The following is a 21267-nucleotide window of genomic DNA, read 5'->3' on the forward strand; positions in this document are numbered from 1 at the left end:
AACGAGACGTTTTACTAAAGGGCTGTTAACACTGGCACTGGGCGATGAACCAGGCAAGTACCCCGCCCAGCGCCAGCAGCGTGACCGTGTACCCGATGACCATGCGGCGTTCCCGGCGGTTCATCGACGCCCCCTCAGCGCCTGCAGGTAGCAGGCGAGGTGGTAGCGAAGGGTGAGGCCGGCACCGGACTGACGGAACGGATGTACCGTGCGGCAGGTCTCGCCGGGCCTGATGGGGTCGAGGCAGCGGTCGCACATCATCGCTCGGTCCTCTCGCCGAGCTGGTGGCGTCCAGCCGCGATCAGCCGGGCCACGGCGAGGGGCGCGCACAGCTCGCCGGGCGAGGCCATGGGCACCGACCAGTACGAGGCGGGCGGCCGACGGTTGGGCTCGACCTCGCCCAGGCGGGGGATGCCCATGATGGACTCGCGGCCGAGACAGTCGACGTCCATCGCGCGCCACTCCTCGACGGCCTGATGCCAGGTCACGGGGACGCTGGCCGGTACGAGGGCGTAGTACCGCAGATCTCCGCGCGGGTCGCAGATGACCGGGCCTCCCTCGAGGACCTCGCCGAGGAACTCGTCCGCCCGGGCGGGCCAGCGCAGACCGGCCGCGGCGAGCACCAGGGCGCCGGGCAGCCGTACGGCGGAAAACCGGACCCCTAGGGGGAACATCGCTACGCCCTGCGTGCGCCACTCGGCGCGGGTGCGGTCTCGGTCGCTGCTGCCCGCCAGCAGCCAGTGCTCGGCCGCCAGCCGCCGGTCGGCGGTGGTGGTGACAAGGGTGGGCTCCTGAGCGACCAGGTGAAGGTCTCTGCCCTGCCTGGGTTGTGGTTCGCGCATGGGTGTCTCTTTCCGACCCGACTCGGTATGGCTGAAAGGCCCAGCGTGAGGAGGAATTTCTTCCGATCCCATGTAACGGCTACATGGCGTGGTGGCATGGTTGCGGCATGAGTGGTCGGGAACTCTGGGCTGACGGCCGTCTGCGTGCAGCGTGGGCGGCCCGCGACTGGCCTTCGATCATCCGCCGGTACCGGGCCCTGGCGGGCATCTCACAGCAGCGCTTCGGCGAGCTCGTCGGGATGGACCAGGGCTACGTATCACGCCTCGAACGCGGGCACGCACGAGTGACCAGTGAAGACGTCGTGGCCCGCTTCAAGAACGGATTGCACGTGCCGATAGAACTCGGCGGCGTCGCCCCCAGACGCCAACTCCCCTGGGACCCCCCGGCAGAGCTGCGCGAGCGCCTGGCCCACGCCCACACCACCGGCCGCGCCGATCTGCGCGCCGCTGACTGGATCGGCCGCGTCCTGGCCGAGCACCGGCGCGCCGAGGACGAGGTCGGCGGCCGGGATCTGTGGCCGGTGGTTCGCTCGCAGCTCGACAGCGTCACCCAGCTCATCCCGCACGCCGCTGGCGAGACGGCCGATCGGCTCATGCTGCTCGCCGCCGAGCACGCGCACTGGATGTCGTGGGTGGCGTGGCACGAGGGCCAGCGGGGCGCGGCCCTGGCGTGGATCGATCTCGGGCACGGCTGGGCCGTCGACGGCGGCCACACGGACATGGCGTCCTGGGCGCAGCGGGTGCGGGCCTACTACTCCCTCGACTATGGAGACCCCGTAAGGGCGCTGCGTACCGCCGAGGCCGCCCGCTACGCCGGGCCGCGGCCGTTGTCGCCGGCAGCGGAGTCGGTGGCCGTGCACCAGGCAGCGATGGCGGCCGCGGCCTGCGCGGAACGGGACCGAGCCCGGCGGCTGGCGGACGAGGCGCACGAGCTGGCGCTCCAGGTGCCGGACGAGGGCGAGCGGCCCGGGTGGCTGTACTGGCTGGATCCGGCCCGGGCGCGCCTGCAGCTGGCCGATGCCGCGTACGCCTGCCACGCGTGGGCGGACGCGGCGGATGCGTTCCGTGAGGCGCTGCCCGGGCTGGAAGGGTTTCCCCGTGATCACGCGTACTACCGGGCGCGGCTCGAGGACGCCCAACGTCGCGCTTAGGCCAGGTCGTAGCGGAAGATGATGGGCCGCTCGCCCTCCTGCAGCGTGGCCTGCACTGCGGCCTCGACCTCACTGTGGTGCGGCCCGTACCGCAGCTGCTGGCCGGCGACGTCGCCGGCCAGCTCGGGGTCGGACAGTTCGAAGAGCTCCTCGCGGTGGACCAGGTCGGCGCTCTCGTAGTCGTCCGGCCCGGTACCCGGCGGAAGAATGGCGTACTTGACGCGGTAGGCGGTTGACATGGTGTTCCTCTACTCCCGACAGCAGAACGCCCCCGGGTGTCGGGCCACGGGGGCGGTACCGCGAGCATAGCGGCCGGGCGCGGCCGCGGTCAGGGCATGACGAAATCCCCCTGCACCGCGGCGGCGGTGCAGGGGGACTGGTGGTGTCAGTGAAGAAACAGGGCGAGGAGGCCGGCTACGGCGCCCGCGACGCCGGTTACTGCGGCGATCGCGGGGAGCGGCCAGCGGTTCCTCTTCAAGGCCTCGACGTCGGCGCGCAGCTCGTCGAGTTCCTTCTGGGTGTCCTCGCGTAGTTGGACCAGGTCGCGTTCGTTGCGGTCCGAGCGTTCGACGAGGACGGACAGCGAGCCTTTGATCTCGGCAACTCCGGTGGAGACCGTACCGCGGAGCCGCTCCAGCTCGACGGCCACGGAGGCCTCGGGGACCGTCATTGTCTGCTCGCCGCATCGGTGCGCAGCCAGCTGGGCAGCAGCCCTTGGACGCTGGGCAGGGCCATGACGCGGGCGAGTCCGCCGGCGACGGCGAGCGCTCCCGCGGCCCAGGGCAGGGAGGCGGGGATGCCGGAGGCGTCAACGATGCCGGGCAGTGCGACGGCGACACCGACTGTGGTCTGCAGGACGGTGCGCACGGTGCGCTTGGTGGAGTCCTTCACGGCCATGGGTCAGTCCTCCTGCAGCTTGTCGCCGAGCTCGGCGAGCGCAGCCTTGGCGCCGGCCTCGGCCGCGGCCTGGACCTGGGCCAGGGGAAGTCCGCCGTCCTGGGCGAGGGCGGCGACCGCGGCGGCGAGCGCGCCGATCTGGGCGGCGACCGCGCCGAGCTGCTTCTGCGTCTTGCGTACGCCCTCCACGGCCGTCTGGAGGGCGTATCCGGCCGTCCACTCGGTGTTGTCGAGGGTCTTGCCGTCGGCCTTGTAGTAGTCGCCGTTGTGGACCGGCGGCCGGGCGGCGGGTACCGCGCCGTCCTTGGCCCATACGGCGTCGGGGAGCTGCTTGATGACCTCGGCGGCGATCTCGGCGGCTGTGGGCATGTCGTCCTCCTCGGGGGTCTCGCCCTGGGCCCAGGCCCGCAGGCCGGCCTCGGACAGGTACGCGATGGACCGGTCGTAGGGCTGGGATGTGAACTGCCAGATCAGCGGGCGTCGCCCGTCGACGACGGGCTGCGCCTGGTCCTCGGCGCGGGACCAGTCCGCCGGGCCCCACGGGTAGCGGGGGAACCACAGCGGCACGCCGGCGGGCAGGTGTCCGGCGGCGACGTCGGAGGCGCCGGTGTAGACGCCAACGCGCTGGCCGGGGAACGCGTCCGCCACGGTGGCTAGCCACCGGCTCACCCAGGTGCGTATCTGGGTGGCCGTGCGGTTGCCGTAGTTGCGGCCGTCGCTGTAGCGCTCGAGGTCGAGCCAGTGGCAGAACCCCCGGCGCGCGTACGGGCGTACGGCGCTGATGTAGTTGTCGGCCTCGGTGGCCACGGGCTGGGTGGGCCATGCGAAGTGATAGGCCCCGGGGACCAGGCCAGCCTTGATGATGCCGGCGATGTGGGTGTCGAACCGCTCGTCCCTCGAGCGCTGGCCCTCGCTCGCTTTGGCGAAGGCGAACACGACACCGTTGCGCCGGTGATCGGCCCAGTCCTGGGCGCTCTGGTAGGCGCTGACGTCCATGCCGCGGCTGGTGGCCATCACACCCGCTCCGGCCAGGACCACACCGCGGGCGCGCCCTCGATGTCGTCGAAGCTGTCGCGGTAGATGGCGGACGTGCGCCAGCTGATCGCGTCACTGTCGTGGAGCACACGGACGTTGACGATGCTCTCCGACCACACCCGGGTGATGATCCCGGGTGCGATGGCGGCGCCGTTGTTGGTCGCCGGGTCCACAGGGACGTGGACGATCCGTCCAACGGACGGCTTCTGCGTGGCCATGGGTTCCTCCTGGCACGAACAGGCCCCGGGCCGAGGGCACGGGGCGGTTGTAGACGGACAGCGGGCGGGTCAGAAGGTGGAGATGCCGGGGTAGTCGGCGGCGTCTCCGACGTCCCACACGGTGAGCAGGCCGGGCGTGCCGGAGGTGCCGGCCATCATGAACGTGGCGGAGCTGCCGGTGTCCCAGGCGGCGGTGAGGGTCACCGTGTCGTTGATCGTCGAGGTCGGTGTGCAGAGCGTCGCGACGTCGATGGCCGCGTTGCGGCCGGTGGTGGCGCGGTTGGCGACGAGTGCGTTTTGGATGTTGCGGATCAGGCCGCCGGAGCCTCGCCGGAAGCGGAGATACAGGATGTCGGTGAGGCTGGCCGTGGCGTGCTGGGCCAGGCCGTGGTACTCGAACTTGTAGGCGCGGCCCTGCTCGAAGCGGGCGGTGCCGGTGGTGACGATCGTGACCTCGGTGGTGCTGGTGATGTTGGCCGAGTTCGCGGTCAGGGCGGCGTGCGCGACGACGAACGGTGAGCCGCGGTTGAGCCGGTCTGCGGTGATCCGCATCCCTGCCAGCCAGGTGGTCATGGGCTTCTCCTACATCGCCGCGTAGACGGGGCTGTTGAGGCTGATGGCCTGTCCGGCCGGGTGGGACTTGCTGATGCCGTTGACGCCGCGGGTGACGGTGAACGTCTGGGGGTTGAGCACGTAGTAGTCGGCGTGCGACACGTTCACCGGCAGCGTGTTGGTGTTCGCCGAGTCGAGGATGGAGCGCACCCCGACCGAGCCGGCCGCGGTCAGGGCGGTGTCGGTGACGACGGCCGGCCAGCCGCTGGGCTCCGCCGTTCCGGTCGGCCAGGCCTTGGCCTGCAGGGTGGAGCCGATGACCTGGAAGCGGATGGTGAAGAACGCGAACGCGGCGTGGGTGTAGGGGAGCGTCACCGCTTTGAGGTCGGTCTGTCCTCCGGCGACCCGCTTCTGGATGACGAGCGTGATCGTCTGGTTGGTGTTGAAGGCGAGCCGGGCGTAGTAGCTGTTGCTGCTGTCGGCGTAGCGGGCGATCAGGCCCACATAGTGCGGGCCGCCCGTCGCCAGCGCGCTGGTGCAGATGCTGGACTGCAGGTCCACGTCGGCCGAGGGCGCCGGGATGACGCTGTAGCGGGAGGTGTTGATGCTGTTCAGGGCGTGCACGCCCTCGGCGCCCTGGGTGAAGTAGTCGGACGTGGCGCCGCCTGAGCTCGTCCACGTCCCGCCCGCTTCGGCCGTCCCCCATCCGTTGCTGGTGGTGCGGGTGAAGGTGTCGCGTACCGCGCCCGTGCAGGCGGTCACCGTCATGACCTCGCCGCCGGTGGCCACGTCGAAGGGGAAGTCGGCCGGGTAGGCGGCCGAGGTGACCCACAGGGCGCTGTACTGCTGGGTGGTCACGTCGATGCCGGTTTCGGTGGCGTCGAGGGCCTCGGCCAGGACGCAGCCGTCGGTGTCGGCGCGGGAGGCGGTCGCGTCGGCGACGGCGGCCGCCCAGGGCGCTGCGGGTACGCAGTTGAGGGAGAGGGACCATTCGTCGCTGCCGGCCGTGCTCGCGTTGCCGTAGACGAGCAGGTCGACCTGGCTGGGCCCGAAGTCGCCGGGCACGTTGATCAGGCGGATGAGGTCGCCGTGGTCGATCTTCATGAGCTGGTCGAACAGCAGGTAGGTGCGTGGGTTGGCCAGGTTGAACTTGATGACCGGGTAGCGCATCTGGTCCACGGTGGCGATGGCCACCCGCCGGTAGGCCTGGGAGGCCAGCGGGCCGTCCGAGGACAGCGACAGGTCGACCGAGGTGCCGTAGCGGCCGATGTCGGCGACCGAGTTGACGCCCGTGGCCAGGGTGTAGGTGTACTCGGAGCCGCCGTTGCGCTTGGCGGTCATCTCGTTGAAGGGGGCGCGGTCGTCGTCCTTCGGGGTGATCTCGCTGATCACGCCGCCGTTGTAGTCGATGACCAGGACCGGGGCTTGGTTCCACAGGGTGGACTGGCCCCGGTAGATGAGCTCCAGGCCGTCGGGGCGTTCGCCGAGCAGGCCCATGTCGGCGGTCTCGATCTCCCGCAGCAGGTCGAGGAACTCCTTGGAGGTCTGCACGCCCATCAGGGGCTGGAAGTCGGTGCTGATGGCGCACGTGCCCGGGACGCCCTCCTCGTCGCACAGGCGCAGGAAGCGGGCCCGGGCGCCCTCGCCGTTCCAGCCCATGGTGGCGTTGCCGGTCGCGCTGTAGGCGGCGAGGCTGGTGGCCAGGGCGAGATGGCCCATCCCGCAGCTGGCCAGGTCACCGTTCCCGCCGAGGACCATCTGTGAGACACGGCCGATCGATGTGCCGGAGAAGGTGCCGCTGAACGATCCGCCGGGGATGGTGTCGGTGATCGTCAGCCCGGGCGAGTACTGGGCGGCACGCATGGTCCAGGTGATGGTGGAGCCGCTGACGGACTGCTCGACGACGATCACCGAGGTGGTGCCGTTGAGGTCGAAGCTGACCGACTGATCGAGCAGCGACGTGCCGTCGCTGGCCCAGGCCTTGATGCGCAGATCCCCGCCCAGCGCCTGCAGGTACAGCTCCCACACCGCGGCGGTGCCGGTGGTGATCATCCGCAGCAGGCGCACGTCGCCGCTCACACCGGCGGTCGGGATCGTGAGCAGGAAGCGCACCGAGGCCTCGCTGGTGGCCGCGTAGGCGGGCACGGTGAAGGCGGCCTGGCCGGTGGTGAAGGTCGGGATGGGGTCGGAGCCGAGCCAGGAGGAGTCCGCGGCGAACGACAGCGCGCCGGAGAAGGTGCCCGCCGGCAGACCGGGCAGGCCCGCGGCGATCAGGGTGGCGTTCTGGCCGTCCTCCAGCGGCCAGTACCCCACGATGTTCGACCGGGCGGCCGAGGTCAGGTCACGGAACAGGGGCGAGCGCAGCGGCTTGCTGCCGGAGCCGAGGCGCTGCAGGATGCCCGCCGGGCCGATGGGCATGCGCCGCTCGTTGCCGGACTTGTCGCGGGTCGGCGTCCAGGACGGGATCTCGCCGGAGAGCATGGTGTGCCGGTTGGACAGCACCGCCCCGGACTGCAGCGTCCACACCTTCGAGCCGCCGTCGGTGAAGGAGCTGTTCCCCGCGACGCCATACGAGGTGTCGAAGTCGGCCAGGATGCTCCCGCCGATGCCGTTGCGCAGCTGCATGCGGTAGACGCGGCCGGCGAACGGGTCCACGGTCGAGGAGAAGGCGGGCACGTTGCCGACGGTCAGCTGCTGGGAGGCCGGGTTGAACACGGACTGTGTGCCGATCGCCGTGGACGCGATCGGCGCACCCAGCAGCTGCCAGTTGTCGTCCGGGTCGTCGACCGTCTTGGCCCAGTAGTAGCGGATGACGATGCCGCCGGCGCCGTCGTTGACGTCGAAGGTGACCTTCAGCGCCAGACGCTGCCCGGCATGCGCGGGCAGCGCCGCGAAGCCGGTCGCGGTGTGCTGGCCGGTCGCGGTGCCATCGGTCGACCAGTACAGCCGCGGCACTCCCGCGATCAGGGAGAGGATCCACGAGAACGAACCGGAGGCCCCCCACCGTCCCGCCAGCGCGACGATGTCGGAGGCGCTGTCGGAGATCGCGTCGGCGGCGAACTCGCAGCGCACTTCGAGGTCGGTGCTGATGTTGTAGGTGGTCAGGCTGGGGGTGGAGGCGTAGCCGCCCGCAGTGGTGTCCATCCACGGCTTGCCCGACTGCACCCCGTACCGGATCGGCGTGTTCAGCCCGATCTTCCCGTACAGGGAGGAGAGCGGGTTGCGGCGGGAGTACCTGCCCGTCGTGTTGATCAGGGACAGCGAGCCCTGGGCAGGGCCGGAACTGTCGCGTTCGCTGGACCGGCCCCGGGTGGCGGTCGTCTGGGTGGTGGCGGAGACGTCGCCGGTGATCGAGTTCCAGACGCCGTCGTAGAACAGATCCGCCCACACGGGCGGCGGCAGAGCAGACATCAGCGGTTCCCGTTCAGGTTGTTCACGTCGCCGCCGTACTCGACGCGGATGCGTTCCTTCAGCCAGTCCATGAACGGCTCACCTCGCCCCTCGAAGACGACCCGCACGGCCGGGGCGCCGCCGGAGGCCGGGGCTGCGGCCAAGGGCGCCATACCGGCCAGGGCCGCGGGCTCGGGCCGGTAGGCGGCGGGCTGGACCAGGCCGCGCATGGCCTTGTCGACGACGTCGGCATTGTTCTCGACACCCATGGCCACACCGGCCGGGATCCAGTGGCCGATCTCGTCCGCGGCGAGCTTCGAGGGCGAGCCGATGTGCAGGAAGCTCTTCGCCGCATCCACCACGTTGCTCTTCACGAAGCCGGCCACCTTCGACCACAGCCAGCCGCCCATGCCGACGATGCCGTTCCACAGGCCGCGGATGAAGTCCTGGCCCTTGCTGTAGAGCAGGCCGCTCACGGAGCCGATGGCGCGGGTGACGCGTCCCGGGATGCCCTGCGTCCAGACGATCAGACCGGCCGCCTTGGTGACCGCAGCGTTACGCATCGACTGGAACGCGCTGGAGGCCAGATTCCACAGCATGGACCCAAGCCCAGCCAGGGCGTTCCAGATCCTCCCGGGCAGGCTGAGCTGCCAGGTGACCAGTTCCATCAGCTTCTTGATCGCCCAGTCCTTGGCCGCACCGAACCAGCCCGCGAACTTGCCCGGCAGCGTGCCGAACCAGGCGAAGGCGCCCGACAGCCAGCTCACCGTGGCGGAGAAAGCGGTCTGGATGGCGCCCCAGACGGTGGACCAGATGGTCTGGAACCACGTCGTCTTCGTCGCGATGATCACAATGACGGCGATCAGGGCGATGATCGCGAGGATGATCCACGTCATGGGGTTGGCCAGCAGCGCGGCCGTCGACGCCCAGATCTCCGCGTTCCAGATGGTCTGCGCGGCCGAGGCGATCGCCGTGTACGTGGCGTAGATCCGCTGGGCGACCGAGACGGCGAGGATGGCGCCCGCGACGATGCCGAGGACACCCGCCAGCGGCTCGAACACGCCGCGGTTGTCCATGGCGAACGACACGAAGGTGCCGCCGACTTCGGCGAGCTTGACCGTGGCCTGCCGCTTGAAGGTCTCCAGCGCGGCCGCCGGGCTGTCGCTGACGGTCTTGGCCATCCGGTCCGCGGCCCCACCGACCTTGCCCAGGGCGGACACGGCGCTGGACGGATCCAGGCTGTAGAGGGCCTGTCCGAGGTCTTCGGCCTGGGTACCGAACAGCTGGGTGGCGACCTGGGCCTGCTGGACCGGGTCTTTGATGCCGCGCAGCCGGTCGAGGGTCTCGTCGAGAGCCTGGGTGGCGCCCTTGCCGCCCTTGCCGATGCGCTCGGCCATGGTCTGCGCGTCCAGGCCGATGGCCTTGAAGCCCTGGGCGGTGGTCGTCGAGCCGTCCACGGCCCGGATGCTGAACTCCTTGATGGCGTCCGCGACCAGGTCGGCGTCCCGGGCACCACCCTTGAGGCCCTGGGAGAGCAGGCCCATGGCGGTCTGCCCGTCCAGCCCGAACTTCTTCCACTGCACGCCGTACTCGTTGACCGTGTCCAGCAGGTCGTCGGCCTTGTTCGCGCCGGTCTGGAAACCGCGGGTCAGGATGTCGAAGGCCTCGCTGGCGTTCTTCGCCAGCCCGGTCTTGAGCATCTGCCCCACGGCCGCGGTGGTGGGTCCGACCTCCTGGTCGAACGTGCTCGCCAGGGCCAGGGCCTGGGTGGTGACGCCCTCCAGACCGCCCTTGGCCTGCGAGGTGTCGCCGATGTTCTGGTAGACGCCCTTGATGGCCTCGTTGACCTGCTCGGTGGACTCGCCCCAGTTGTTGGCGTAGACGTCGGCGGAGACCTTCGACAGCTTCGCCGCCTCGGCCGGGCCGATGCCCAACTGGGCGGCCAGCTTGGCATTGGCCGCCGACATGTCCATCGAGGCGGCCACGCCGACCCCGAGGGCGCCGGCCACGCCCGCGGAGATGCCGGTGGCGACCTCGCTGAACTTCTCCTTGACCTTGCCGAGGGTCTCGGAGACCTCCTCACGCGCGACCAGGTTGAACACAAGGGAGGTGTCGCTCACCGGCCCGCCTCCCTTCTGGGTGCGGGCTCAGCGCCCCGACTTCAGCTTCTCGTTGGCCTTCTCCTGCGCCTCGATGTAGGCGTCGATCCAGTCGAGGTAGGCGTCCTCTTCTTCGACGGTGAGGGTGTCCCAGTCCCTGCCGCGGATCCCGAGCAGGCGGGCAGCGGTGCCGAGCAGCCTTAGCCGGCGATCGGCAGCTCCGCTTTTCCCTCTTCCTCCGGGTCCTCGAACGCGGCGGCGATCTCCTCGTCGAGCTTGGCCCGCACCGCGTCGAGTTGATCCGTCGCCACCGACTCGGCCAGCTGCTCCCGCATCAGGATCAGCTCGCCCTTGGAGTGCTCCAGCGTGAGCTCGTCCCACGCGAAGTCGACGTCGTCGAACTTCAGCGTGGGGTGCTCTCGCTTGAGGTACACGAACAGCAGGGCGCGCCGGCAGCGGCTGTTGCCCTTCTGCACGTCGACCGTGAAGTCTGAGAAGTTCCGGCTGGTGAGCTTCTCGATCAGCTCCCGCTCGGGGCTCATGAGCTTCTTGGGCTGGTACCTCCAGCGCTTCGGCTCTTCGCTGCCCTCGGGCTTGTAGACCAGGTACACGCGTTGCTCCTATCGGGCCCGGTTTGCGATGCGCCGGGCCATGTCTTCCATCGCCTGCTCGACGGCCTGCTTGTAGAGGGCCTCGCGGCCGCGGAACGCGCGGTCGAACCATTCCAACTTGCCGCGCTGGTGCACCCATACGTCCCGGCTGCCGTAGACGGGGTGGCGCCAGCCGCTCGCCCTGTTGGTGCGCTTGGGGGCGTTGGCGAAGCCGCGGATGTTCTTCGTCTTGAAGGCCTTCACCCTGGCGCCGCTCCACCGGCCGCCGAGCTTGACCTCGGGCCGGATCTTCCGGGCGATCGACGTTCGCAGCGCCGGGGAGGCGCCGTGCAGGGAGACCATGCCCATGATCGAGTCTTTGGCCTGCTGCGCGCCGGGCTTGAGGGCCTCGCGCATGTTGGCCGCCAACTCCTTACGGAGCTGCTTGCCGTCCTCCTCGGCGCGGATGGCCCGCACGAGGGCGGCCAGGCCGTCGTGGGTCTCCACGCCGAGGCTGAACGGCGGGCCGCCGGCCATCAGACGGTCGCCCGGGCCACGGCTCCCGAGGTCGGGAAAGACACCGAGACGGTGGCCTCGTCGCCGACCGATCCGGTGAGCGGGTTCCATCCCTTGATCAGGATGCTGCCGGTGTACTTCGGGTTGGACGTCGACACGGCGCCCTGGTCGGCGCGCACTTCGAACGGCACCACCGTGCCCAGCAGTGGCCACATGATGGCGTCGAGCTGGGTGGCGGCGAAGTCCTGCAGGAACTCGCACCCGATCTCACCGGACTTGAGGCCGCCGATGACTTCCTTCCAGCCGAGGCTTGCGTAGTTGGTGACGTCCTTGTCCTCCACCTCGACGGTGAGCTCCGCCTTCTTGGTGAAGGTGTTCAGGACGTTGGCGTTGATGGACAGGTACTGGGCGAGCAGAACCATCTTGGGCACGGCCGGCCTCCCTTTCAGGCATGACGAGACGCCCGGAACCCTCGGGTGGGCCGGGCCGGGGACGGGTTGATCAGCCGATGCCGAGAGCAGCGGCGAACAGGAACGAGGGCGTGGTGCCGCTGATGGTCCACGCCATCCGCCACCAGGCGTCGGTGATGGCCGTGCCGTCGGTGCGCAGCGTCTGCCCGCCCACGGCGGTCGCGGCGGCGAACGTCAGCCGGGTGGTGGGGCTGGCGAAGGTGTTGTCGACGGACGACTCCACGCGCGCGGTGATGGTCGGCGTCGAGGTGCCGGCCACCGACAGCACGTGCAGCGCGGCGTGCATGCGCTTGCCCGCAGCGACGGCCCCCAGGTTCAGGCCGGTGCCCGTGCCGGTTGCGGTGCGGGCGGTGCCGGGCGGGTGGGCGAACTGGCCGCGGATGAGCGGCCATGCGCTCTTGGCGGTCGACGTCCAGGGGGCGAGGTCGCCGACCGATCCGAACAGCTTGTAGTCCGAGCGCAGGGCTTGGGTGAAGTACGCGAGGTCGCCCACCGCGGCGCCGCTGTTGGCGCTGATGGACCAGGGCCCGACTCCGCCGAGGCCTGCCCAGGACGAGTCGTCGACCTTCGTCACGTCGAGCGCTTCCCACTGGCCCTCGCCGGAGATCTCCGCCGAGCCCAGTCCGCCCACGACTTCCTTGTAGCCCTGGCTGCCGTAGTTGGTGGAGTCCTTGACCTCCACCTCGCTCGACAGCTCGATCTTGTTGGAGTTGCCGGTGAGGTCGACACCGACGGCGAAGCACCGCACGTTGGTCAGCACGGTCTTACCCATCGTCGCCTCCCCTTCCTGACTTGCGGCCGCGCCGCTTGGCGGGCGCTTCCTCGGCGACGCCGGAGGCGACCAGGTGCGCGCCCTGGGCCGTCGGCACGTCGACCTCGTCGCCCTCGGCGGGCCACGGTTCGCCGTTGAGCTGGGCGCCCTCGGGCATGCCCTGCGTGATGCGGATCCGCATCATGTCCTCCCGTCTCCGATGACGCGCACGGCGAGCTCGGCGCCCACGAAGCTCGAGCCGGCGTGCTCGTACCAGCGGTAGCCCTGCACGCGCTGCAGGTGGATGTCGTCGGCCAGGCCGCCCAGGGCGAGCTCGCCCGGGGCACCGCGGGCGGCCGTGAACGCGGCCTTCAGCGAAGCTGGCCCGGCGCCGGAGAGCATCAGGTCGAGGATCCGCTGCCCGGAACGGTCATCGGCGCGGCTGGCCAGCACACGGCAGGTGATGAGCAGTTCGTCGGTGCCGCGGCCCATGGTCTGGTCGAAGTTGACGTCGACCTCGCCGACGAAGAAACACGGCGTGACCACCGAGTCCGGGACGAAGCCGGTGCACGTCAGCTTCCCGATTCCGTCGGGCAGGGTGATGCCGGCGCGGACCGCGTCGGCGATCGCGTCCCTGATGGATGAGATCTGCACCGCACGCCCCCTTACGCGAAGCCGGGCAGGATGTACGGCTCGATCAGCGCCCACACGTCCGGATCCCGGCGGGAGAGGTTGCGCACGCCCCACTCGGCCGAGCCGATGATGCCCTCGGGGGAGTCCTTGCGCTTGTAGAGGCGGGTGGCCTGGATCAGCGCGGCCTCGGTGATCTCGTCGGGGACGGCGGGCCAGCCGAACAGTGCGGTGACGCGGATGCGGGTGAACGACGTGCCCCAGATGCTGTTGGGCCGCAGCAGCCCAGTGATCGGGTAGCCGTCGGCCAGCGCATTGTCGGGGGTCGTGTCGTAGGTGCCGGTGATGGACGTGTACGTGCCGCCAGTGGACGAGGCCGACTCGACGGTCATGCCGGTGGTGTCGCCGATGTCGTCGACCTTGAGCAGCTGCCCGTCCTCCTCGCACACCACCCGCTCGTGCAGCCGGTAGACGCGCGCCGTCACCGAGGCGTCCAGCCAAAACCGGCGCCCGGTCGACCCGTCGATGGCCCGCGACGCGGCCGCCAGCGCACTGGTGAGCAACGCGTCGCGGGAGGTGTCGTCCGCCTCGATGCTCAGCTTCTCCTTCAGCGAGGCCAGCGTGCCGTACTCGTTGGCCACGTCACGCCTTGTCGCTTGCGGGCTGCTGGCGGCCCTTCGGCGGTTCGGACCGCTGCTCCTGCTCGGCCTTCTGCTGCTCCGTCTCGGCCGCCTTCTGCTCGGCGGGCGGCTTCTGCTGGCGGCCGCGCTGCGGCTTGTATCCGCGCAGCTTCAGCTGCTCGTCGACCTGCGCGACGCGGTCCTTCATGCCGCGCTGGACATAGCCTTCTCGCTCCCGCAGCAGAGCCGCGGTCATCGTGTCCTGGGTCTCGGGTTCCTGCGCTTCGCTCACTGCCTCACTCCTGAAGTGGTGGGGTGGACCGCGAGGGCCCGCCGAAGTCGTGGCGGGCCCTCGCGGGACGGATCAGACGCCGGTGAAGGTCGGCGTCACGAGACCGGTGCCGCCGATCTTGCGGGCCTGCGCGTAGCGGGCGTGGGTGTAGGCGAAGTAGCCGTACACGACCATCAGCACGCCGAGGCTGGCGAGCTTGGGCTGCTCCGCCCGGATGTACATCGGGGCGTTGGGGTCTTCCCACAGGTGGCACTCGTTGCGGTCGACGAGGTAGACCTCGTCCTCGTTGGTGCCCGCGCCGTAGTTCGTCGCGATGTTGTTGTCGACGATGACGGGCGTGCCGTTGGGCAGCGTGCCGCGCACGCCGCTGCCGTAGGTCGTGGCCGCGTTGGTGCCGGCCATCTGCGCGGCGATGCCCGGCTGGCTGATGAGCGGCCAGGTCGAGCTCAGCGCGTTCTGCATCCAGTACCAGCGGCGGGAGTGCATGACGGCGATGTTCTCGCCGGACGCCATGTCCAGCAGGGCGGCCTCGACGCCGGACAGGGATTCCAGGACCTTGGGGTACATCTCCGCCACGGTCGGCGTGCTGTCGGTGTAGGCGACGGCGGTGGCCACGTTGGTCAGGCCGTTGGTGGCCTGGTTGAGCAGCTTGCCGTCGAGGTTCGTGGCATAGCGGCGGAACAGGTCGTCCAGGACGACGGGTTCCACGCCGGAGCCGCGCTCGATGGCCTGCCGGGACAGCGTCTGCTGGCCGGCCGCGGTCTGCACGTTGATCGTCATCAGCGTGTCGTCCATGTCCTGCTCGGCCACCGCGGTGTTCTCCGAGGCCTGCACGTCCACGCTCGACGGCGTGGTGATGCGGGACAGGTTGACCGTCATGCCCTCGGGCGGCAGGTCGTGCGGGCGGCAGGCGTCCGCGAACGGCCGCCGGGCGGCCGCGGCCGGGGCGTAGAGGTCGGTGAGGTACTGCGGCACCACCAGACCGGAGAACGCGCCCGTACCGGCCGCCCGCTCCTCGATCTGCGGGCCACGCTCGACGAGTTCCTCGGCCATGTGCCGGGCGAGCCGCTGCTGAGCGTCGTAGTTCCCGAGGAACGCGCGGGCGACGTCCCGTTCGAACTGGCGGCCGCGCCGGTCCTGGTCGGGCCGGTAGGTGCGCTCCTCCTGCCCGACGCGGGCGACCTGGTCGTACGCCGGGGCCCGGTTGGCTGCTGGGGTGTTGCGTGCCTGCAGCGCGGCGAGTTCGTCCTCGCGGCGCTGCTCGGCCTCCAGGCCCTCGAGGGCGCTCTGGCGTCGGGTGACTTCGACGTCGGCGGCGTCGCGCGCGGCGATCTGCGCCTGGACGGCCTCCTCGGTCAGGTTCTCGTCGGAGCGGAGCGCCATCAGCGCGTCCTGCTCCCTCTGGCGGGTGGCGATCGCCGTGTCCAGCGCGGTGCGCGCCTGGGCGATCAGCTCGGCGAGCGTCATGGCTCGGCCTTTCTGTTCGTAGTTGCAGGCGCCCCGTGTCCAGGTCAGACGGCCACCCGAGGCCTTGGCGCCGGGTGGTCTCGTGCGCGCAGAAGCGCAGGGCAGAGCTCCCGCCGGACGGCGGGAAGATCAGGGGGTCAGCGGGCGATGGCGAGCTCGAGGAGCGCGCGGGCCCTGCTCGATGTCGGCGCGGCCGCGGGCTGGCGCAGGCCGGCGCCGGTGTAGGGGTTGGCGCCGTAGCCGACGATGGCGACGTCGCCGCGGTGGATGTCGTACCGGTTGATCCGGTACTCGGTGTAGTCCGGGGACCACTGGCCCGACTCGATGCGGAATGCGAAGGACATCTCGTCGACGAGGCCCGAGCGCAGCTTCGGCGCGATGTACGCGACGTCGTAGTCGGCCGGGTCCAGCTGCGGGGCCTGGACGAGCAGGCCGGTTGCGTCCTCGGTGAGCGTGAGCGTGCCGGTGGTGGTGCGGGCCATGCGGCGCAGCTGGTCGTGCCCGAGGACCAGGGGCACGTCGAGGTCGGCGCGGGCGAGGGAGTCGGTGCCCGCTCCTTCGGTGACGATCTCGGTGTAGGGGCCGAACATGTCCCACATCTCGTAGGCCTGCTCGTACACCGAGGCGTGCCCGGTGAACTCGAGCATGCCGCCGTCGCCGGTGTCGCGGACCTGTACGCCGGACAGGGCGGCGCGCACGGTGGCCCGGGCGCTGGTCGGCTCGGCGCAGCGGCGCTGTGAGGGCCGGTCGGCGCGCTGGCGGATGTGCTGGGCTCGTTCGGCCGCGGCGGCGGCGAGCGCGGGTGTGGTCATGGCGTAGCTCCCGGTACGGCGGTCGTGGGCTGGGCGGGTACGGACCGCGAGCCGAAGAGCCGGTCGAACTCGGCGAGCTGGTCCTCGGTGAAGGGCGGCAGATCATCGAAGGCACGGGCCTCGGACGGGGCGAGAGTCCGGGAGTCGATGCGCGTCTTGATGGTCTGCGCCCGGGCGGCGGGGTCCATCCGCAGCAGCGAGTCCGTGTTGAGCTTCACGTACCGCGGGTTGGAGACGAGCCTGCGGCTGAAGGCGTCTTCGCGGCGCCCGATGGCCGGCCCCAGGTTCATGATGAGGAACTGCAGGTTGCGCTGACTGATGTTGGCGTAGGTGACGCTGCTGCCCGAGACGGCGGCGTCGATCAGGTCGCTCGGCACGCCGAAGAAACGGGCGATGTCGCCGAGCCCGTACTGGCGGGCCTCGATGAACTGCGCCTGCTGCGCCACGGCCTGAAGCGGCTTGTACTCCCAGTCGGCGCCGTGCACGAACACGTCACCGTTCGACACGGACGCCCGGAACGCCTCCTTGGCCTCCCTGGCGGCTTTCTTGTCGATGGTCTTGTTGACGTTCTTCAGCGTGCCGGACGGCACGATGCCGGCGCCGAACCACTCCCGCGCGAACTCCTGCGCGCTGAGGGACTCCCCGATCGTCCACGCCGCGTAGGCCACGGGCGACAGGCCCAGCGGGAGGCCTGCGACGGTGTACTGCTTCTCGTGCCAGATGTCCCACGGGTCGTACTCGGTCTGCCCGATGCGGAACTTCTTGATCTGCGAGCCGTTCGCGCGGACGGTGACCTCGCCGAGCTCCACCAGGTCGATGCGGCCGGGCAGGCCTCGCCCGTCCGGTCCGATCACCCCGGAGCGTTCGGTAATGATCCCGAAGCAGTTGCCCGCCCGGTCGAGGTCGAACTCGGTGGAGTACATCCATTCTTTGATGCCGACCTCGGATCCGCCCGGGCTGACGAGGACGGGAGGCTTGGGCACTTCCACCTGCAGGCCCTGCACCTTGCGGTAGACGTCGATCGGCATCATCGACACCAGGTCGGCGCGCAGCCTGAGGGCCGCCCACACGCCGGAGTGCCGCAGTGCGGTGGCGTTGGTGACGTGCACGTTCTTGCCGCCGAGGCGTCCCTCGCGGGCCAGGTTCAGCAGGTCCTCGGCGGTGACGATGTTCGCGTCGCGGGTGAACATGCGCCGCACCTTCGACCAGGCGCCCATGCGTGCCTCCTTACGCGAACGAGTCGCTGATGTCGTAGTCCTCTTCGACCTGCGGGCCCCGGATGAGCAGCGCCCAGCGGGCGAAGGTGACGGCGCACAGGGGACTGACGTCGACCAGCGAGCTGGTGCGGTCCAGCTGCCAGGCGTCGCCGTTGCGGCGCGTTCTGGCGCCGTTGACGGCCGCGGTGAGCGGCACTTGCTCGATGTGGACGGCCGTGCCCTGGCGCATAGCGTCGGCCATCTGCCCGCAGGCCTCGGTGACGTCGCCGGTACGCATGACCGCTAGGTCGCCGCGCTGCGGATGCTCTTTGTCCTTGGGGACGTCGATGCCCGCGGCGATCAGGTCGTCGATGAGTGATCCGGCCGGCGCGCCCGACGAGGCGATGGCCACCGCAACGGGCTTCCACAGCTTTCGCAGTCTGGCCACGGCGGGCACCACCCAGTCCGTGCCCGGGCGGCGGGCGATGATCTCCAGGTGCACCTTGCCGTCCTTGCGTAGGGATGCGGCGGCGATGGACGAGTAGCCGCGGTCCTGCGAGACGTCGACGGCGAGCGCCACACGGGCCGGTACGGGCTTGCTGGTCTTGTCGACGAGGCCGGCCCAGCGCTCCCGGGGGATGTTCGGGTCCGGCGGTGGCGACGACTTGCGGGTGCGGTTGAGATAGGCCCGGTCGAACTCGGCCGGGTCCATCGTGTCGAGCTCGTGCTGGATCACGGCCTCGGTCACCGTGTGGCCAAGCGCCGGCAGCGTCGCCCGCCAGGTCGCCGGGTCGGCGCGGTCCATGTCCTCCGGCGCGAACCACTCGAAGTACGCGGTGTGCGGGAAGTCAGCGTCGACCAGGCCGCGCTTCCACAGCTCCTCGATGAGCGCGCGTCCGGCCTGGCGCTTCTTGTTCAGCGGCACGGACTTCTCGGTGCCGCCGGCCGAGGCCCACCACAGTTGTGCGGCGGGCCGGGTGAGCATGGCCGGGCTGAAGGCCTGCTCGAGGCGGTCGTCCTCGTGCGCGAACAGCTCGTCCATGACGCCCAGGTCGAGGGGCGGGCCGTGGCCGGCCTTCTCGGTGTTCGCGGTGATGCCGATCTTCGACCGGGTCTGTCGGGCGATGATCGCTTCGTGTCCGTTGGCCTTGCGGATCACGAACCGACGGGCGAGCCGCGAGAGTTCGATGGTCGCCCAGAACTCGTCTTCCCAGCGCTCCCGCGCCATGCTGCGGGTCTGCGCGGCGTAGATGATCCGCTGGCGTTTCCAGGCCTGCGCCCGGTGGACCTTGACCGCGAGCAGGCCCTGGGTCTTTCCCTGCTGGCGGGGCACGGACAGGCCGACGTGCCGGTACCAGGGCAGCATCGTGGCGGGGTCGAGCTCGAGGGCGACGTCCCACACGTAGCGCTGCCACGGCATCGGCGTGTAGCCGAGCCGTTCCATGACCTTGGCGACCTTGCCGCCCAGCGTGGGGAACTCCGGCCGGCGGGGCGTGCCCCACAGCGGCGGGCATTCCAGGCCGTACAGCTCGCGGCACTGGTCGGCGAACTCAGTCGGGGGACGCCAGATCGTCGAGGTCGTCGTCATCGTCCGGCTCCTCCGGCGCGAGGGAGCGCAGTTCCGCGAGGACCTGCCTCAACTCCTTTGACATCGAGTGCAGGGAGTTGCCGAGGGAGACCGGCGCGTCGATCTCCCTGGCGAGCCGTACGGCAACCGCGGCGAGCGTCGGCGCGGTGGCGTCGAGGTCCTCGAGGTCACCGAGTGCCTCGATGTCGTCCAGGACGCGGGCCAGCACGGTGCCGGGGCCGGGTACGTCCTCGCTCGGATGGTCGGGCTCCTCGGCGGCCGCGCCGGGCAGGAGGCGGGAGACCTTGACGCCGAGGGCCTCGGCGAGCGCCATGAGGTCGTCGACGTCGACGCGGCGGGCGCCGGACTCGATCTTGCCGAGGACGGAGGCGCTCATGGGGCGGCCGGCGGCGGTGACGAGCTCGGCGAGGTGGGGCTGGTCCCAGCTACGGCGCTGGCGGTGCTTGGCGATCGTCGCGGCGACGTGTCCGCCGGCCTCGCCAATCTGGATCGTGCGAGCCGCCATGATCGCCTCCCCTATACGCCGGGTGACCGGCCGCGATCATGGCGGGCCCTTGGCCGGCGCGGGGAGAGAAAAATAAAAGCTGGGCGCGGGGTTGAGAAGCCGATCTTTTCTAAAAAATCTTGGAAGATCTCAGATCATTTTGACTTTGATCATTCCAATTTGGATCAGATCAAGCCTCTGACCTGCATGTTTATCGGGTCGATCCGATGATGTTCGGGTCCGTGTACTGGTCGACGAAGTCGCCGCGCGTGGCGTCCAGGCCGAGCCTGGCGATGGTGCGCCACGTGGGTGCGTGCTCGTCACCGCGGCCGAGGTCGAGCGCACACTGCGCGGCCTCACGCCACTCGGCCAGCTCTGCCTCGGTCAGCGTGATGGTGTGGGTCGTGACCTGCTCGGTGGTGAGCTTGGGCATGGGGCTCAGCCTCCCCTCGTGTCGCGAACGATGTTCGGATCGGCGAGCTGATCGGCCACGCCTTGGTCATCGCCTTCGCCCTGCAGTGCTTCCAGTTCGTCAGCGGCTTGGCGTAGCTGGCGGATCGCGTCGGTGAAGTCGAACCTGAACCTGATGGTCAATCTGGCGTCGGCCATGGCGTCCTCTCTATGGTCCGGCGAACCAGTCGACGGACGTGACGAGCTGTACGACGGCAGCGAGGGGCCGGTCGCCTTTCTCGTTGTTGCACTTACGCAAGCAGACGGGACAGCCCTTGACGCCGTGAATGGGCGCGAGGTTGTCGGGGCTGCGGCGTGCGCCACCTCGGGCGACGGGCTGTATGTGGTCGACGGCATCGGCGTGGCCGTGGCCGCAGACGATGCACACGTCGGACTCGGTGAGGACGCGGGCGCGGATCTTGCGGAACTCGTACTCGGTGAGTTCTGACCGGTCTGCCACGGGCCGGCCTCCCATCGGCGTGGCAGCGGCCCGGGTGTTCAGGTCACCCGGGCCGCTGCTCCCCACCGCCCGCACGCCTCGAGCGGGTATGGGTGCGGCCCCGTACCTGGCTGGTCCGGGGCCGCTTGTGTGGGTGGGTGCGAGTACGGGGTTACATGCGCCGGCGGAAGAGGCAGATGACGCCGATGCGTTCGCCGCCGAGGGTTTTGCTCTCTGCGGCGGCCATGTTGTACAGCTGCCAGCCCTGGGCCTCGATGGCTTCGATCTGCTCGCCGACGCCGGTCATGGGCGCGGTGGTCATGCTGGTCTTGTTCGCCTCAATGATCTTGTAGACCAGGACGCTGCGTCCATCGCTGAGCGCCTTCTGCGCCTCGTCGGTGGCCTTGTCCGCCTTGGCTCTGTTCGCGAATCCCATGGTGCCCCCCTGGGTGTGTACGGGTGAGGGGTCATCGTGTGGCTTGCGGGGCGGATATGGAGGCATTGTGGCCGGGCTGTAGCGGTTCTCAGACCGTGCTGATACCGACGAGGCGCAGGGCGCGGTCGCGGGTGGCCTTCTCGGCGCGGGCGAGGCCGGCGAGGGAGTACAGCGGTCGGCCGTGGTCGTCGAGGCCGGCCACGTCGAGGTGGCCGCGGGTGACCCAGTTGCAGATGGCGGAGCGGGTGACGGCGGCCGCGGTGGCGCTGATGGTGCGGCGCCACTGGGTGGCGAGCTCGGCGGCCTGTGCGCCGGTGTAGAGCTGGGTGGTCACGTGCCGCC

General features: G+C 70.1%; 28 protein-coding genes. 1 reads left to right on the forward strand and 27 read right to left on the reverse strand.

The annotated features are described in order from the left end of the window. Positions 1 to 257 precede the first annotated feature (257 nt). Positions 258 to 842: a hypothetical protein gene (locus MKW14_RS39670; protein ID WP_240871426.1), complete on the reverse strand. Its 585-nt coding sequence runs from the start codon at positions 840 to 842 to the stop codon at positions 258 to 260. Positions 843 to 949: 107 nt separating this feature from the next. Here MKW14_RS39670 and MKW14_RS39675 point away from each other — a divergent pair, with 107 nt between their 5' ends. Next, the gene (locus MKW14_RS39675; RefSeq protein ID WP_240871428.1) at positions 950 to 1993 is read left to right on the forward strand and encodes a helix-turn-helix domain-containing protein; all 1044 of its coding nucleotides are present in this window, start codon (positions 950 to 952) and stop codon (positions 1991 to 1993) included. On the opposite strand, the gene MKW14_RS39680 is transcribed toward MKW14_RS39675, so the two are convergent. The 26 genes from MKW14_RS39680 to MKW14_RS39805 form a co-directional block, all read right to left on the reverse strand. Then, positions 1990 to 2232, reverse strand: a complete 243-nt coding sequence (locus tag MKW14_RS39680) for a hypothetical protein (protein WP_240871431.1) — start codon at positions 2230 to 2232, stop codon at positions 1990 to 1992. The two genes, MKW14_RS39675 and MKW14_RS39680, sit on opposite strands and share 4 nt — an antisense overlap. 146 nt (positions 2233 to 2378) lie before the next feature. Further along, a complete protein-coding gene (locus tag MKW14_RS39685) occupies positions 2379 to 2663 on the reverse strand; it encodes a hypothetical protein (RefSeq protein WP_240871433.1) in 285 nt (94 codons plus the stop codon). Further along, positions 2660 to 2884: a hypothetical protein gene (locus tag MKW14_RS39690; RefSeq protein WP_240871502.1), complete on the reverse strand. Its 225-nt coding sequence runs from the start codon at positions 2882 to 2884 to the stop codon at positions 2660 to 2662. Before MKW14_RS39690 ends, MKW14_RS39685 begins: the two co-directional genes overlap by 4 nt. A 9-nt stretch (positions 2885 to 2893) precedes the next feature. Continuing rightward, complete coding sequence (locus MKW14_RS39695) at positions 2894 to 3904, reverse strand: glycoside hydrolase family 25 protein (RefSeq protein WP_240871435.1); 1011 nt, start codon at positions 3902 to 3904, stop codon at positions 2894 to 2896. Next, positions 3904 to 4143 (reverse strand): hypothetical protein, encoded by a 240-nt coding sequence (locus MKW14_RS39700; RefSeq protein WP_240871437.1) that lies wholly within the window; start codon positions 4141 to 4143, stop codon positions 3904 to 3906. The genes MKW14_RS39695 and MKW14_RS39700 overlap by 1 nt, the downstream gene beginning before the upstream one ends. A 69-nt stretch (positions 4144 to 4212) precedes the next feature. Then, positions 4213 to 4716: a hypothetical protein gene (locus MKW14_RS39705; RefSeq protein WP_240871439.1), complete on the reverse strand. Its 504-nt coding sequence runs from the start codon at positions 4714 to 4716 to the stop codon at positions 4213 to 4215. 9 nt (positions 4717 to 4725) lie between these two features. Beyond that, on the reverse strand, positions 4726 to 8106 hold the full coding sequence (locus MKW14_RS39710) for a hypothetical protein (protein WP_240871441.1): 3381 nt from the start codon (positions 8104 to 8106) through the stop codon (positions 4726 to 4728). Further along, entirely contained in the window at positions 8106 to 10205 is a 2100-nt protein-coding gene (locus tag MKW14_RS39715) for a phage tail tape measure protein (protein WP_240871443.1), read from the reverse strand. Before MKW14_RS39715 ends, MKW14_RS39710 begins: the two co-directional genes overlap by 1 nt. 179 nt (positions 10206 to 10384) lie before the next feature. Beyond that, complete coding sequence (locus MKW14_RS39720) at positions 10385 to 10795, reverse strand: hypothetical protein (RefSeq protein ID WP_240871444.1); 411 nt, start codon at positions 10793 to 10795, stop codon at positions 10385 to 10387. Between the two features lie 9 nt (positions 10796 to 10804). After that, entirely contained in the window at positions 10805 to 11311 is a 507-nt protein-coding gene (locus MKW14_RS39725) for a hypothetical protein (protein ID WP_240871445.1), read from the reverse strand. Continuing rightward, the gene (locus MKW14_RS39730; protein WP_240871503.1) at positions 11311 to 11712 is read right to left on the reverse strand and encodes a phage tail tube protein; all 402 of its coding nucleotides are present in this window, start codon (positions 11710 to 11712) and stop codon (positions 11311 to 11313) included. The genes MKW14_RS39725 and MKW14_RS39730 overlap by 1 nt, the downstream gene beginning before the upstream one ends. Positions 11713 to 11791: 79 nt before the next feature. Further along, on the reverse strand, positions 11792 to 12532 hold the full coding sequence (locus tag MKW14_RS39735; protein WP_240871446.1) for a hypothetical protein: 741 nt from the start codon (positions 12530 to 12532) through the stop codon (positions 11792 to 11794). Further along, complete coding sequence (locus MKW14_RS39740) at positions 12525 to 12716, reverse strand: hypothetical protein (RefSeq protein WP_240871447.1); 192 nt, start codon at positions 12714 to 12716, stop codon at positions 12525 to 12527. Before MKW14_RS39740 ends, MKW14_RS39735 begins: the two co-directional genes overlap by 8 nt. Beyond that, positions 12713 to 13165, reverse strand: a complete 453-nt coding sequence (locus MKW14_RS39745; RefSeq protein WP_240871448.1) for a hypothetical protein — start codon at positions 13163 to 13165, stop codon at positions 12713 to 12715. Before MKW14_RS39745 ends, MKW14_RS39740 begins: the two co-directional genes overlap by 4 nt. A gap of 11 nt (positions 13166 to 13176) precedes the next feature. Next, a complete protein-coding gene (locus MKW14_RS39750) occupies positions 13177 to 13782 on the reverse strand; it encodes a phage gp6-like head-tail connector protein (RefSeq protein ID WP_240871449.1) in 606 nt (201 codons plus the stop codon). 1 nt (position 13783) lies between these two features. Further along, entirely contained in the window at positions 13784 to 14053 is a 270-nt protein-coding gene (locus tag MKW14_RS39755) for a hypothetical protein (RefSeq protein WP_240871451.1), read from the reverse strand. 72 nt (positions 14054 to 14125) lie between these two features. Next, positions 14126 to 15520: a hypothetical protein gene (locus MKW14_RS39760; protein ID WP_240871453.1), complete on the reverse strand. Its 1395-nt coding sequence runs from the start codon at positions 15518 to 15520 to the stop codon at positions 14126 to 14128. 137 nt (positions 15521 to 15657) lie between these two features. Next, on the reverse strand, positions 15658 to 16332 hold the full coding sequence (locus MKW14_RS39765) for an HK97 family phage prohead protease (RefSeq protein WP_240871455.1): 675 nt from the start codon (positions 16330 to 16332) through the stop codon (positions 15658 to 15660). Then, positions 16329 to 17549, reverse strand: a complete 1221-nt coding sequence (locus tag MKW14_RS39770) for a phage portal protein (RefSeq protein ID WP_240871456.1) — start codon at positions 17547 to 17549, stop codon at positions 16329 to 16331. The genes MKW14_RS39765 and MKW14_RS39770 overlap by 4 nt, the downstream gene beginning before the upstream one ends. A 10-nt stretch (positions 17550 to 17559) precedes the next feature. After that, positions 17560 to 19116 carry a terminase large subunit domain-containing protein gene (locus MKW14_RS39775; protein ID WP_240871457.1) on the reverse strand — a complete coding sequence of 519 codons (1557 nt, stop codon included), beginning with the start codon at positions 19114 to 19116 and terminating at the stop codon, positions 17560 to 17562. After that, the gene (locus MKW14_RS39780) at positions 19079 to 19621 is read right to left on the reverse strand and encodes a helix-turn-helix domain-containing protein (protein WP_240871458.1); all 543 of its coding nucleotides are present in this window, start codon (positions 19619 to 19621) and stop codon (positions 19079 to 19081) included. The genes MKW14_RS39775 and MKW14_RS39780 overlap by 38 nt, the downstream gene beginning before the upstream one ends. A gap of 190 nt (positions 19622 to 19811) precedes the next feature. After that, positions 19812 to 20033 (reverse strand): hypothetical protein, encoded by a 222-nt coding sequence (locus MKW14_RS39785; RefSeq protein ID WP_240871459.1) that lies wholly within the window; start codon positions 20031 to 20033, stop codon positions 19812 to 19814. A 5-nt stretch (positions 20034 to 20038) separates the two neighbouring features. Continuing rightward, positions 20039 to 20209, reverse strand: a complete 171-nt coding sequence (locus MKW14_RS39790) for a hypothetical protein (protein ID WP_240871460.1) — start codon at positions 20207 to 20209, stop codon at positions 20039 to 20041. Between the two features lie 10 nt (positions 20210 to 20219). Beyond that, positions 20220 to 20510, reverse strand: a complete 291-nt coding sequence (locus MKW14_RS39795; protein ID WP_240871461.1) for an HNH endonuclease — start codon at positions 20508 to 20510, stop codon at positions 20220 to 20222. Between the two features lie 151 nt (positions 20511 to 20661). Beyond that, positions 20662 to 20925, reverse strand: a complete 264-nt coding sequence (locus tag MKW14_RS39800; protein ID WP_240871463.1) for a hypothetical protein — start codon at positions 20923 to 20925, stop codon at positions 20662 to 20664. 88 nt (positions 20926 to 21013) lie between these two features. After that, complete coding sequence (locus tag MKW14_RS39805; protein ID WP_240871464.1) at positions 21014 to 21259, reverse strand: MerR family transcriptional regulator; 246 nt, start codon at positions 21257 to 21259, stop codon at positions 21014 to 21016. Positions 21260 to 21267: the final 8 nt, after the last annotated feature.

It is taken from the genome of Streptomyces gilvus (assembly GCF_022513565.1).
GTDB classification, from domain to species: domain Bacteria; phylum Actinomycetota; class Actinomycetes; order Streptomycetales; family Streptomycetaceae; genus Streptomyces; species Streptomyces gilvus.